Origin of the sequence: Actinophytocola sp. (assembly GCF_035634895.1) — a bacterium.
Lineage (GTDB): Bacteria > Actinomycetota > Actinomycetes > Mycobacteriales > Pseudonocardiaceae > Actinophytocola.
Window position 1 is genome coordinate 23,036 of record NZ_DASQCC010000223.1, and the last position, 13,184, is coordinate 36,219.

Consider the following 13,184-nt stretch of genomic DNA (forward strand, 5'->3'; position numbering starts at 1 on the left):
CCTGTGCAGCCCAGAGCGAGGATCCGGACGTGGCTCGGCGCGGCCGTCGCCGTGGCCGTGCTCGGTGGGCTCGCCCTGGTCTCGTTCCCCGGCGGCACGGCCCCGCCCGCTTCGACCGGCGGCCCCGGCCGCCCGATGGGCGCGGTCAGCCCGGCCCCGCACGTCGACGAGGCCACCCGCACCGACGCCGTGGGCGCCCTGCTCCGCCGCCGTGCCCTCGCCGTGCGGAACCACGACGAGCCGGCGTTCCTCGCCACCCTCGACCCGAAGGCCGACCCGGTGTTCGTGGCCGGGCAGCGGCGCATGTTCACCAACCTCGCCGGCGTCCCGTTCGACGAGTGGAGCTACCGGCTGCGTGCCGACGACGCCCTCGACCTGACCGAGCTGCCGGACACGGGCCCGGCGGACGAGCTGTGGGCGCCCGCCGTCGACCTGCACTACGCGTTGCACGGCGCGGACCTCGTCCCGACCGACCGGGCCATGGGCTACCTGTTCGCCCGGCACGGCGACGCCTGGTACCTGCGGTCCGACACCGCGCTCGGCGGGCTCGGCCGCAACACGTGGCGCGGCCCGTGGGACTTCGCGCCGTGTGTGGTGGCCGCGACCCGGTACGGCATCGTGCTGAGCCATCCCGGCAGCGAGCCGATGGTGGACCGGCTGGTGCACGAGCTGGACTCGTCCGTCGAGGCGGTCAGCGCGGTCTGGCCGACGTCCTGGTCGCACCGGGTCGCGTTCCTGCTGCCGGACTCACCCGGCGAGATGCGGGCGCTGGTCGGCCCGGACTTCCCGGTCGAGTCGGTCGTCGCGGTCGCGGTCGCGGACCGGGTGGACAACAGGACCCGCACGGTGGCGGGGCAGCGCGTGGTGCTGAGCCCGTCCGGGGTCCGGACGCTGTCGGTCGCGTCGCTGCGGATCGTGCTGCGGCACGAGATCACCCACCTCGCGGCCCGCGCGGACACCGTCGACGGCTCGCCGACCTGGCTGCTGGAGGGCTTCGCGGACTACGTGGGCTACCGGGACAGCGGGGTCACCCTCGCCGAGGGCGCGCCGGACCTGGCGAAGCAGGTGCGGCACGGCGACCCGCCCACCGCGCTGCCGGAGGACCGGGCGTTCCGGTCGGGCGGCGCGGAGCTGGACCTGGCCTACCAGCAGAGCTGGTCGGTCACCCGCTACATCGCCGAGCGGTACGGCGAGCCGGCGCTGATCGCCGTGTACCGCAAGCTCGCCGGCGCCGGCCCGGTGTCCGCCCTGGAGACCGACGCGATGCTGCGTGGGCTGCTCGGCGTGGACCGCGACGGGCTCGTGGGCGGCTGGCAGTCATACCTGAAGGACACCCTCAAGTAGGGTTTACCGGTGACTCGGACCCTGCTCGTGACCAACGACTTCCCGCCGCGTCTCGGTGGGATCCAGTCCTACCTGCACGCGCTGGCCACCGGGCTGCCCGACGGCGACCTCGTCGTGTACGCCCCGAGCTGGGACGGTGCCGAGGAGTTCGACGCGGCACAGCCCTTCCCGGTCGTGCGTCACCAGGGCCTGATGCTGCCGACTCCCGCGCTTGCCCGCCGCGCCAAGGAGATCCTGCGTGCGGAGGCGTGCGACACGGTCTGGTTCGGCGCGGCGGCGCCGCTGGCGCTGCTCGGCCCGACGATGCGGGCGGCCGGCGCGCGGCGAGTGATCGCCAGCACACACGGCCACGAGGTGGGCTGGTCGATGCTGCCCGGCGCGTGGCACGCACTGCGGCGCATCGGCTCCACATCGGACGCGGTGACGTTCGTGAGCAAGTACACGAGGTCCCGCTTCGCCTCGGCGTTCGGCCGGATGGCGGCCCTGGAGTACCTGCCGTCCGGTGTGGACACCGACGTGTTCAAACCGGACTTCCACGCCCGCAAGGAGATCCGCACCCGCTACGGCCTCGGCGACCGGCCGACGGCGGTGTGCGTGTCCCGCCTGTGGCCCCGTAAGGGCCAGGACATGCTGATCAGGGCGCTGCCGGCCATCCGTGAGCGGGTGCCGGAGGCGGCGCTGCTGCTGGTGGGCGGCGGCCCGTACGAGGACCGCCTGCGCGCGCTGGTGGCGCAGCTGGACCTGTCGTCCCACGTGGTCTTCACCGGACGGGTGCCGTCGGCGGAGCTGCCGGCGCACTACGTGGCCGGCGACGTGTTCGCGATGCCCTGCCGCACCCACGGCCGCGGCCTGGACGTGGAGGGCCTCGGCATCGTCTACCTGGAGGCGTCCGCGTCCGGGCTGCCTGTGGTGGCGGGGAACTCCGGGGGCGCCCCGGAAGCCGTCCTGGACGGGGTCACCGGCAACGTCGTGGACGGGCGGGACGTCCCGGCCATCGCGAAGTCCGTCGCCGACCTGCTCGCCGACCCCACCATGGCGACGGAGATGGGCGACGCCGGCCGCCGCTGGGTCTCGAAGCGGTGGCGCTGGGCGGACATGGCGACGCGCCTGACCAACCTGCTGTCGGGCAAGGCCTTCTGACTACCCTTGCGGCCCCAGGGCGTGCACCTCGATGCCGATGCCGCGGTAGAAGTTGACCCGTCCGGGGTCGAGTGCCTCCCCGGACGTGAACGCCGCGACGCACCGGCCGCCGAAGGACGCCCGCAGCTTCGGGTAGACGACCCGTGCGGCGACGGCATGCTTCACCCGCAGGGCGAGCGGGGCCGCGCCGGTCTTCGCCCCGTAGGACATGGCCACTGACTCGGCGGTGTCGAACACCATCATGTTCCCGTCCGCGTAGGCCTTCGCGCGCGCCGCGTCGTGGAACCGCCCCAGCAGCACCGCATCCGCCACGATCACGCGTGGCCGGAACACCCCCAGGTCGGTGAAGAGGTCGTCGGTGTCCGGCACGTGGCCCAGGGTCGTCCGCGTGTACACGCAGGCCAGCGCCGCGATCCGGCACGGCAGGTCGGCCAGCTGCAGCAGCACCAGCAGCGAGCTCCCGGCCCGCAGCAGCCCGGCATGCGCGCCGATCACCGCGCGCACGTCGGCAAGCAGCTCACCGTGCGTCAGCTCTGCCCGCTTCGGGTGATCCCCGTCCGGGTACACGACGGTCGCGACATCATCGGCCCGCACCATGAGCCGCCGCTCGTGGGCGCGGTCGTCGTAGATCTGCGTCCCCAGCGAGGTCAGCTCGGTCACCGCGGACGGCACCTCGTCGTCGCCGTCGAGCTGCCACACCCACACGACCTCGGGCAGCCGGTCCACCACGCGCCGCACCGTCTCCCGGTGCTCGACGGTCTCCACGACCACCCCGCACGCCCCGGAGTCGGACAGGATCCATTCGACCTCGGCGGGCGTCGCGGACGCCTCGATCGGCACCGTCACACACCCGACCGACCAGCAGGCGAAGTCGAGCAGCGACCACTCGTACCGCGGGCCCGACAGCAGCGCGATCCGGTCACCCGGCCGGAGCCCCGCCGCGATCAGCCCCTTCGCCAGGTCCAGCACCTGGCCGGCGAACTCGCGCGTCGTCACGTCCACCCACGAGCCGCCGAGCCGCCGGCGGAACCCGATGGTCGCACCGAACCGCTCCGCATTGGCCCAGACCATGTCGGTGAGGCTCTCGTCGCCGTGGGTCACACAAGGAAAGTAGCGCGCCGGGTCGTGCGACGGGTTTCGACCCCGTGACATGCTGCTGGTCGTGAGCGGAGCCTGCGGAGCGAACCATCGAACACCCACGCCGAACAACGACCGCACCGAGCCCACGAGGAAAGGTGGTGACCGGCGTGCCCACTGTTGACGTCATGGACGAGACGTTCCTGGCCGTGCCGCCGTCGTCGGTGGCCGCCGCGTTCGCCGACCCGCGTTCGTGGCGCCGGTTCTGGCCCGACCTCGAGCTCGCGGTGTACGCCGACCGCGGCGACGAGGGGGTGCGCTGGACCGTGCGCGGCGCGCTGGTCGGGACGATGGAGGTCTGGCTGGAGCCCGTGCTCGACGGCACCGTGCTGCACTACTTCCTGCGTGCCGACCTCCCGGCGGGGGGCGAGGGCAGGAGGCCGGTCAAGGAGGCGCAGCGGCGGCAGCGGGCGGCCAAGGCCGTCGCGCTCGACCTCAAGTTCGTGCTCGAGGACGGCAGGCCGCCCGGCATCGCGCCCGCGAGTGGTTGACTCGTGTCCATGCGGGTTCACGTGGTGTCCGACGTCCACGGCAACGCGGAGGCGCTCGCGCGGGCCGGTGACGGCGCGGACGCGCTGATCGTGCTCGGCGACCTGATCGACTTCGTGGACTACCACGACCACGGCGGCGGGATCCTCGGCACGGTGTTCGGCGCCGAGGCGGTCGGCGAGTTCGCCCGGCTGCGGCGCGAGCGGCCGGCCGAGCTGCCCGCGTTCGCGCGTGCCCTGTGGGGCTCGGTCGGCGACGCGGCGGCGGTCGTCGAGGAGGCGGTGCGGACGCAGTACGCCAGCCTGTTCGCGGCGATGACCGCGCCGACCTACGCCACGCCGGGCAACGTCGACACGCCCGACCTGTGGCCGGAGTTCGCCGGGGACGGCGTGCGGATCCTCGACGGCGAGGTCGCGGAGATCGGCGGCCTGCGGTTCGGGTTCGTCGGCGGCGGGCTCCTCCCGCCAGGCGTGGTGGCCCGCGGGCCCGGCGTCTTCCGGCCGTACCTGCGGACCGAGGACGACTTCGCGGCGGGGATCGCGCGGCTCGCCGACGTGGACGTGGTCTGCACGCACATCCCGCCGGACGTGCCGGAGCTGACCTACGACGTGCTCGCGCGGCGGTTCGAGCGCGGCTCGCCCTCACTGCTCGACATGATCATGAAGCAGCAGCCGCGCTGGGCCGTCTTCGGGCACGTGCACCAGCCGCTCGCGCCGCGGATGCGGGTCGCGTACACCGAGTGCGCGAACGTCGGTCACTTCCAGCGGACCCAGCGGCCCTACGTGCTGCGCTGGTAGGGCCTACGCTCGGGTAGCCTCCCCGCTATGGCCGACGAGTCCACCCAGTCCATCGTGGTCGACGCACCACCTGAGGACGTCATGGCGGTGATCGCGGACTTCCCGGCGTACCCGGAGTGGGCGAACGCCGTGAAGAGCACCGAGGTCCTCGACGAGATCGAGGACGGCAGGGCCCGCGAGGTGAAGTTCACCCTCGACGCCGGGCCGTTCAAGGACGTGTACACGCTCGCGTACGACTGGGCGTCCGACGGGCTGTGCGTGGACTGGCACCTGGTCAAGGGGCAGATGCAGAAGGCCCAGGAGGGCCAGTACCTGCTCACCCCGGAGGGTGACAAGACGAGGGTGACCTACACACTGTCCGTGCAGCTGGCCGTGCCGATGATCGGCCTCTTCCGCCGCAAGGCCGAGAAGATGATCATGGACATCGCGCTCAAGGAGCTGAAGCGCCGCGTCGAGGGCGGCTGAGCGCGGCTTGCGAAGCGAGTCATCGACATGAGTTCCTCGGCGAGCCCGGCGCGGTTGCTGCTGTTCACCGGCAAGGGGGGTGTCGGCAAGACCACCCTCGCCGCGGCGACGGCCGCCCGTCTCGCCGTCGGCGGGCACAAGGCGCTGGTCGTCTCGGCCGACCCGGCGCACTCGCTCGGTGACGTGTTCGGCGTGCCGGTCGCCGCCGAGCCGTCCGAAGTGGACACCTGCCTGTACGCGGCGCACGTGGACGCCCGGGGCCTCGCGGACCGTTCCTGGCAGGCGATCCGGCGCGAGGTGCGGGGTTTCTTCCCGGGACTGTCCGATGTGGACGCGGCGGAGCTGACCGTGCTGCCCGGTGTCGACGAGCTGCTGGCGCTGACCGAGGTCGCCCGGCTCGCCGCGGCGGGCCCGTGGGAGGTCGTGGTCGTGGACTGCGGCCCGACCGCGGAGACGTTGCGGCTGCTGGCTCTGCCCGAGGCGGTCGGTGGCTACCTGACGCGGTTGTCGTTGGGGCGGCACGTGTCCGGGCTGGCCCGGCAGGTCGCCGAACTGCGGGACGTGCTGGTCGACCCGGCGCGGACGTCCGTGCGGCTGGTGCTCACGCCGGAGCGGCTGGTCGTCGCGGAGACGCGCCGAACCCTTGCGGCGCTTGCGTTGCGTGCCATCCAGGTCGACTCGCTGATCGCGAACCGGCTGGTGCCGCCCGCGAGGCGGTGGCAGGGTCCGGCGGCGAGCTGGCTGCGGACCAGGCGTGCCGAGCAGGAGGCCGTGCTGTCCGAACTGGACGCCTCGATGACCCTGCCGATGCGGCGTGTCGAGCACCTGGCGGCGGAACCCGTTGGGGTGCCGGCGTTGCTGGGGCTGGCGGAGGACCTGTACGGCGTGGACGATCCACTGGAGACGGTCGGGCCGTACGCGATCCCGCTGCTGTCGGTAGGGTCGGTCGAGGGCGGCTACGAGCTGACGGTGGCGCTGCCGCTCACCGGTGAGTCCACTGTGGATCTCAAGAGGATCGGCGACGAGCTGGCGATCACCGTGGACGGCGTGCGCCGCCTGGTCGCCCTGCCGGTCCTGCTGCGCCGCCACCACGTGACCGACGCCGCGACCGGACCGGACGGCCTGGTCCTGCGCTTCGAGGCGGGAGAACCGACATGAACCCGCGAGTCCCGCGTTCACACATACCGAGTCGCGTTTTCGTGCCGATCTTGGGTGTGCACGAAAACGCGACTCGGTGTGTTTCAACGCGCGACTCGCGATGGTTGAGGGTGGGAGGGTTGGTGTGAGCGCTGAGCCGGGGAGCCGGCTGGTCGAGGAGCTGCGGCTGCTGGTCGAGGCGGTCGCCGAGCGGGCCGGGCCCTCGCTGGACCGGCTCGCCGCCGAGCCACCGGACAGCTCGTGCTCGTGGTGTCCGCTGTGCGCCGCCTTCGCGGTGGTGCGGGGCGAGCCCCACGCGCTGGCCGGGCGCGGGCTGGACGCCGCCGCGGACGTGGTCGCCCTGCTGCGGGCGGTGCTCGCCGACCGGTGGGAGCCGGGTGTCCCGCACATGCCCGGGTTCACGCCGGACGAGAAACCGTCGCCGAAGGTGCAGCACATCCCCGTCCGGCGGGAGCCCCGTTGAGGGCCAGGGCCACGATCGGCGTGGACATCGGCGGGACGAGCGTGCGGGCCGGGGTCGTGGACCGGCACGGCAACGTCCTCGACACCGCGCGTGCGCCGACCCCCGCCGGCGAGACCGCGCTGGAGGACGCGATCGTCGCGGCCGTGTCCGGGCTCGCGGTCCGGCACCGGGTGTGCGGCGTCGGCCTGGCGGTGGCGGGTTTCGTCGCCAACGACCGCCGCACGGTCATGTTCGCGCCGCACCTGGCCTGGCGGGACGCGCCAGTGGCCGAGCGCATCTCCCAGCGGCTGAAGCTGCCCGTGGTCCTGGAGCACGACGCGAACGCGGCCGTGCTCGGCGAGCACCGGTTCGGCGCGGCGACGGGCGCGAGGGTGGCCCTGCTGGTCGCGATCGGCACCGGCATCGGCGGCGGGCTGCTGCTGGACGGCGAGCTGTTCCGCGGCGCGTACGGCGTCGCACCGGAGCTGGGGCACCTGCGGCTGGTGCCGGGCGGCCGGGCGTGCCCGTGCGGCAAGCAGGGGTGCTGGGAGCGGTACTGCAGCGGCACGGCCCTGAGTGCGACGGCGGTGGAGCTGCTGGCGCGGCATCCGGGCCGCTCGACGGTCCTGCTCCGCGACGCCATGGACGCTCGCGCGATCACCGGCCGGAAGGTGGCTGCGGCGGCGCGGGACGGCGACCCGCTGGCCCAGCGCGCGATGTCCGAGCTGGCCCGCTGGCTGGGCGAGGGTCTGGCCCTGGCGGCCGACATCTACGACCCGGAGGTCGTCGTCATCGCGGGCGGCGTGTCCGAGTCGGCCCCCCTGTTCCTGGACGACGCCCGCGACCACTACAAGAAGATGATCACCGGCGCGGGCTATCGCCCCCTCGCCCGCATCCGCACGGCCCAACTAGGCGACGACGCGGCCCTCGTAGGCGCCGCCGCCCTGGCCGCCGACTCCTGCTAACCCCTCACGACCCCCGCACCCAAACACCGCGAGTCCCGCGTTCAAACATGCCGAGTCCCGCGTTCAGGCATGGTGAGTTGCGGTTTCGTGCACCTGCCCAGGCCAAGACTGCACGAAACCGCAGGTCGGTGTGGGCGAACGCGGGACTCGCGGTGTTTGAACGCGGGACTCGCGGGTTAGATTTGGGCGCCGTCGTCTCGGGCGCCGGGGTCTCGGGGGTTCTGGCGGACGCGGAGCAGCAGCATGGCGCCGCCGCAGGTGACCGACAGGAGGGCGATCGGGATGGCGACGTGGGTGCTCAGGCCGATCAGGGACGGGATGATCAGCAGGACGACGCCGATCACGATCAGGACCAGGGCCACGATCGTCAGGGGGCGGAGCCTGGGGAGCGGGGGTGGCTCCGGCGGGACGTAGTGGTCCTCGTCGGTGCCCCAGGACCAGTCCCACTCCGCGTTGTGGCCGCGCCATGAGGTCGGTTGGTCCTGGACGGTCCGGGGCCGGTCCATGGTGGGCGACGGCGTGCCGGCCGGCGGCGTACCGTCCGGGTCGTCGGCGATCGGGAGCTCGGACGTGTCCGTGAGGTCGTCCAGGTCCGGAATCGTCGTTCCGACCCCCTCGCGCCGCAGATCCGCGACGATCTCCGCGAACGCGGCGTCCACGTCGTCAGGCCGGTCGGACACCCAGGCCTCCTCGGTCCACGAGCCATGCGGGCAGATGCTCACGGTCATGGTCGCACGAACTGGGCCGTCCATGGCCGCATCTCTCACCACATGTTTACGCGTTGGGTACCGTGGTTGGTTGGGAAGGTTAGTCCTGTTACATGTTCCGACAATCGGGTACCGAAGCATTGTGCGCGTCGGTCACCCTGCCTACGCTCGACAAACGTGTCGGGCGGACACGAGAGGGAGGCGCGGGAAGCGGTGTACTTCTTGATGAAGTGGGTGTTCATAGGGCCGCTGCTCAGGCTGTTCTTCCGCCCGCAGGTCGAGGGTGTCGAGAACATCCCCGCCGACGGCGGCGCGCTGCTCGCGAGCAACCACCTCGCCGTCGCGGACTCGTTCTTCCTCCCGCTGATGCTGTCCCGTCGTGTCACCTTCCCGGCGAAGCTCGAGTACTTCACCCAGCCAGGCATCAAGGGCCGGGTCAAGAAGTGGTTCTTCACCGGCATGGGCCAGATCCCGATCGACCGGTCCGGCGGCGCCGCCGCGCAGGCCGCGCTCGACACCGGCATCCGGCTGCTCAAGGAGGGCCACCTGCTGGGCATCTACCCGGAGGGCACCCGCTCGCCGGACGGGCGGCTCTACAAGGGCAAGACCGGCCTCGCCCGCATGGTCCTGGAGGCTCGGGTCAAGGTCGTCCCGGTGGCCATGTTCGGCACCGACAAGGCCAACCCCATCGGCTCCAAGCTGTGGCGGCCGCACAAGATCCGCATCAAGATCGGCAAGCCGATGGACTTCTCCCGGTATGAAGGTCTGGCCGGTGACCGGTTCGTCGAGCGGTCCATTACCGACGAGATCATGTACGCCCTGATGGAGCTGTCCGGCCAGGAGTACGTGGACATCTACGCGGCCAAGGCCAAGGAGCTGCTCGCCGAGCAGGAGGTCGAGCTGCCCACCCAGGAGCGCCGCACGGCCCGCGAGACCGACCGCATCCCGGAGACCGAGGCGGGCTGAATAGGCTGCCTGCGTGAGGTTCTTCTACGACACCGAGTTCATCGAGGACGGAACGACCATCGACCTGGTGTCGATAGGTGTCGTGGACGAGAACGGGCGTGAGTTCTACGCCGTCTCCACGGAGTTCGACCCGGACAAGGCGGGGCAGTGGGTGCGCGAGCACGTGCTCGACAAGCTGCCGTCGCCGGCCGACCCGGCCTGGTGCGACCGCGCGACCATGCGCGACCGCCTGATGAGGTTCCTGAACCGCGGCCGGGACCGGGTCGAGCTGTGGGCGTGGTTCGCGGCCTACGACCACGTCGCGCTCGCCCAGCTGTGGGGCGACATGCCGGCGCTGCCGCGCGAGCTGCCGCGCTTCACCCGGGAGCTGCGCCAGCGGTGGGAGGACGTGGGCAAACCCGCGTTGCCGCCCCCGCCGAGCGACGCTCACGACGCGCTCGCGGACGCTCGCCACAACCTGGTCCGCTGGCGAATCATGGAGGCCGAACGGCTGAAGCGAGGTTTTCCCGTCAGTTAAGCCGGGCCGCCTTGCTGCACCGATCCAGAAGGTGGCACCCTACGGGCGAATAGACCCGGACAGGACCTCGGCTCAAGCGGTCGGTTGGAGGATCGAGCACATGCGCGTTGGATTGCTCACAGGTGGCGGTGACTGCCCAGGACTCAACGCGGTCATTCGCGCCGTGGTCCGCAAGGGCATCGAGTCCTACGGGTGGGACACCGTCGGTTTCCGCAACGGCTGGCAGGGCCCGGTCGAGGGCCTCGTCAAGCCGATCGGGCTCGACCAGGTCGAGGACATCCTGACCCGCGGCGGCACGATCCTCGGCTCGTCGCGGACCAACCCGTACAAGATCGACGGCGGCGTCGACCGGATCAGGGAGAACCTCGCCAAGTTCGAGGTCGACGCCCTGATCGCGATCGGCGGCGAGGACACCCTCGGCGTCGCGAAGAGGCTGACCGACGACGGCATCGGCGTGGTCGGTGTGCCGAAGACCATCGACAACGACCTCGGCGCCACCGACTACACCTTCGGCTTCGACACCGCGGTGCACATCGCGACCGAGGCCATCGACCGGCTGCGCACCACCGCCGAGTCGCACCACCGCGCCCTGGTCATCGAGGTCATGGGCCGCCACGCCGGCTGGATCGCGCTGCACTCCGGCCTCGCCGGCGGCGCGAACGTGATCCTGGTGCCGGAGCGGCACTTCAACGTCGACCAGGTCATCGACTGGGTCCAGCGGCGGTTCGAGCGTGAGTACGCGCCGATCATCGTGGTCGCCGAGGGCGCGCTGCCCGAGGGCGGCGAGGAGAAGCTGCTGACCGGCGAGAAGGACGCGTTCGGCCATGTCCGTCTCGGCGGCATCGGCCAGTGGCTCGCCGAGGAGATCGCGACGCGCACCGGCAAGGAGTCGCGTGCGGTCGTGCTCGGGCACGTCCAGCGTGGCGGCACCCCGACCGCGTACGACCGCGTCCTCGCCACCCGCTTCGGCCTGCACGCGGCGGACGCGGTGCAGGACGGCGACTTCGGCGTGATGGTCGCGCTGCGCGGCACCGACATCGTTCGGGTCAAGCTCGCCGAGGCGACCGCCGAGCTGAAGACCGTGCCGGGCTCGCGCCTGCAGGAGGCCGAGGTCTTCTTCGGCTAGGCCGAGCTTGCCGGAGCGACCATCGCCTACAGTGCCTCGCATGGACGTTGAGGAGCTGCTGTGGGCAGGTGCGGACGCGCAGGCCGCCGCACTGCGCGACGGTGACGTGTCCGCGCCCGACCTGCTCGAGGCCGTGCTGCGCAGGCTCGAACAGGTCGACGAGAAGCTGAACGCCTTCCGGACCGTCTGGGCGGACGGCGCCCGCGCGCAGGCGGCGGACGCCCAGCGACGGCTCGACGCGGGGGAGCGCACCCCGCTGCTCGGCGTCCCGATCGCGGTGAAGGACGACCAGGACGTGGCGGGCGACGTCACGGCCATGGGCGGCCGGCCGCAGTTCGGGCCGGCCGAGGCCGACTCGCCCGCGGTGGCGAGGCTCCGGGAGGCCGGCGCGGTGCTGGTGGGGCACACCCGCACGCCGGACCGCTGCCTGTGGCCGTTCACCGAGACGCTCACCTACGGCGCGACGCGGAACCCGTGGGACGTCGACCACACGCCGGGCGGCTCGTCGGGCGGCTCGGCCGCGGCGGTGGCGGCCGGCGTGGTCGGCGCGGCGACCGGCTCCGACGGCGGCGGGTCGGTGCGCATCCCGGCGAACTTCTGCGGTCTGTTCGGCATGAAGACCACCCGTGACCTGATCAGCATGGGCGAAGAGGAGCACTGGAACGGCCTGGCCGGCATCGGCCCGCTCGGCCGCCGGGTGGCGGACGCCGCCGCGATGCTGGACGTGATCGCCGACGAGCCGGGCGGCTACCGCGACGCGGTCGAGGGCGAGCCGGGGAAGCTGCGGATCGCGCTGTCCCTGCGCGGCCCCCTGGGCCCGACCCCGATCGAGCGAGAACGCAAGCAGGCCGTGCAGACGGTCGCCGACCGGCTGAGCGTGCTGGGGCACGAGGTGGTGCCGGCGGAGCCGCCGCTGGGGCCGATGGCGAGCCAGCAGTTCCTCGTGCGGTACTTCCGCGGGGTGGCCGACGACGTGGCGCAGCTGCCGCACCCGGAGTGGCTGGAGCCCCGCACGAGGCGCATCGCCGCGGTGGGACGCCGGGTGCCGGACGCGCTGTTCAACCGCGTACGCGCCGGCGAGGCCCGCCTGCACGAGGCCATGGCGACGTTCTTCGGGGACTTCGACGTGGTCCTGCAGCCGGGGTGGACGGGCCGTCAGCCGAGGATCGGGCGGTTCCACGGCGCGGGGGCGTCACACACGCTGGGCGTGGTGTCGATGGGCATCACGTTCTACCCGGTCTGGAACCTGCTGGGGTACCCGGTGGCCGCGCTCCCGGCGGGCTTCGACGAGGCCGGCCTGCCGATCGGCGTGCAGCTGGGCGGGCCGGCGGGCTCGGAGCGACGGCTGCTGTCGCTCGCGGGCCAGTACGAGCGTGCCCACCCGTGGGCCTCCCGGCGACCTCCGATCTAGTCGGCCGGCTGCCACGGGGGCTTCGCCCAGTCCCACGTCGGCATCTCCTCCGGGGCGGAGGTGTCCGCGCCCGGGGCCGAGAAGATGACCGCCAGCCGGCTGCCCCACTCCAGGTATCCCACGAACGACGCGCGGAACTCCGGGTCGGCCGGCAGGCCGACCTCGTCCGCGGTGTCCAGCAGCAGGGTCACCCAGCGGCGTCGCTGCTCCTCGGTGATCCCGCGGCCGAGGTGGCGGGAGATCATGTGCGGATGCCCGCCACGCTCGGCCGAGTACGTCTTCGGGCCGCCGAGCACCTCGCCCACCCAGGCCGCGACGTGCTTCGGGTGGCCCGCGCCCATGTGCGCGAAGACGGGCGCGAGCAGCGCGTCGCCGGCCACGTGCGCGTAGAACCGGTCGAACAGCTTCTCGAGTGCCGACGCCCCGCCGGCCCACTCGTACAGCGTCGGGCTGGTTGGCATGACCCCAACGAACCACTCACCGGTGAAGCGATCAAGAAGCGTCCGCCGTCGGCGTAAAC

Annotated in this window: 15 protein-coding genes; 12 read left to right on the forward strand and 3 right to left on the reverse strand. The window is 72.4% G+C overall.

Annotated features, from left to right (window positions below):
• The first annotated feature begins 3 nt into the window (after positions 1-3).
• Entirely contained in the window at positions 4-1,344 is a 1,341-nt protein-coding gene (locus VET29_RS34155) for a hypothetical protein (protein ID WP_324928518.1), read from the forward strand.
• 9 nt (positions 1,345-1,353) lie between these two features.
• Complete coding sequence (locus tag VET29_RS34160; RefSeq protein ID WP_324928521.1) at positions 1,354-2,484, forward strand: glycosyltransferase family 4 protein; 1,131 nt, start codon at positions 1,354-1,356, stop codon at positions 2,482-2,484.
• On the opposite strand, the gene VET29_RS34165 is transcribed toward VET29_RS34160, so the two are convergent.
• Entirely contained in the window at positions 2,485-3,585 is a 1,101-nt protein-coding gene (locus tag VET29_RS34165; RefSeq protein WP_324928524.1) for an AMP-binding protein, read from the reverse strand.
• A 164-nt stretch (positions 3,586-3,749) separates the two neighbouring features.
• Here VET29_RS34165 and VET29_RS34170 point away from each other — a divergent pair, with 164 nt between their 5' ends.
• From VET29_RS34170 to VET29_RS34195, 6 genes are all read left to right on the forward strand, one after another.
• Positions 3,750-4,112: a polyketide cyclase / dehydrase and lipid transport gene (locus tag VET29_RS34170; protein WP_324928622.1), complete on the forward strand. Its 363-nt coding sequence runs from the start codon at positions 3,750-3,752 to the stop codon at positions 4,110-4,112.
• 9 nt (positions 4,113-4,121) lie between these two features.
• Complete coding sequence (locus VET29_RS34175) at positions 4,122-4,907, forward strand: metallophosphoesterase family protein (RefSeq protein ID WP_324928526.1); 786 nt, start codon at positions 4,122-4,124, stop codon at positions 4,905-4,907.
• Between the two features lie 27 nt (positions 4,908-4,934).
• A complete protein-coding gene (locus VET29_RS34180) occupies positions 4,935-5,372 on the forward strand; it encodes an SRPBCC family protein (RefSeq protein ID WP_324928528.1) in 438 nt (145 codons plus the stop codon).
• Between the two features lie 27 nt (positions 5,373-5,399).
• Entirely contained in the window at positions 5,400-6,530 is a 1,131-nt protein-coding gene (locus VET29_RS34185) for an ArsA family ATPase (RefSeq protein WP_324928530.1), read from the forward strand.
• 100 nt (positions 6,531-6,630) lie between these two features.
• Positions 6,631-6,993, forward strand: a complete 363-nt coding sequence (locus VET29_RS34190; RefSeq protein WP_414636690.1) for a hypothetical protein — start codon at positions 6,631-6,633, stop codon at positions 6,991-6,993.
• 20 nt (positions 6,994-7,013) lie between these two features.
• Complete coding sequence (locus tag VET29_RS34195; RefSeq protein WP_324928624.1) at positions 7,014-7,937, forward strand: ROK family glucokinase; 924 nt, start codon at positions 7,014-7,016, stop codon at positions 7,935-7,937.
• A gap of 176 nt (positions 7,938-8,113) precedes the next feature.
• Here VET29_RS34195 and VET29_RS34200 read toward each other — a convergent pair whose 3' ends face one another.
• Positions 8,114-8,689, reverse strand: a complete 576-nt coding sequence (locus tag VET29_RS34200; RefSeq protein WP_324928537.1) for a hypothetical protein — start codon at positions 8,687-8,689, stop codon at positions 8,114-8,116.
• A gap of 180 nt (positions 8,690-8,869) precedes the next feature.
• Between VET29_RS34200 and VET29_RS34205 the strand changes: the two genes are divergently transcribed.
• The 4 genes from VET29_RS34205 (at position 8,870) to VET29_RS34220 (ending at position 12,664) form a co-directional block, all read left to right on the forward strand.
• The gene (locus VET29_RS34205; RefSeq protein ID WP_324928540.1) at positions 8,870-9,610 is read left to right on the forward strand and encodes a lysophospholipid acyltransferase family protein; all 741 of its coding nucleotides are present in this window, start codon (positions 8,870-8,872) and stop codon (positions 9,608-9,610) included.
• A 13-nt stretch (positions 9,611-9,623) separates the two neighbouring features.
• Positions 9,624-10,127 (forward strand): polyadenylate-specific 3'-exoribonuclease AS, encoded by a 504-nt coding sequence (locus tag VET29_RS34210; protein WP_324928543.1) that lies wholly within the window; start codon positions 9,624-9,626, stop codon positions 10,125-10,127.
• Between the two features lie 100 nt (positions 10,128-10,227).
• Positions 10,228-11,253, forward strand: a complete 1,026-nt coding sequence (locus VET29_RS34215; RefSeq protein ID WP_324928546.1) for a 6-phosphofructokinase — start codon at positions 10,228-10,230, stop codon at positions 11,251-11,253.
• Positions 11,254-11,293: 40 nt separating this feature from the next.
• Positions 11,294-12,664: an amidase family protein gene (locus VET29_RS34220; protein WP_324928550.1), complete on the forward strand. Its 1,371-nt coding sequence runs from the start codon at positions 11,294-11,296 to the stop codon at positions 12,662-12,664.
• Here the strand turns inward: VET29_RS34220 and VET29_RS34225 are convergent.
• Positions 12,661-13,125, reverse strand: coding sequence for a group II truncated hemoglobin (locus VET29_RS34225; RefSeq protein WP_324928552.1), 465 nt, complete (start codon positions 13,123-13,125; stop codon positions 12,661-12,663). The genes VET29_RS34220 and VET29_RS34225 overlap by 4 nt on opposite strands.
• Positions 13,126-13,184 lie beyond the last annotated feature (59 nt).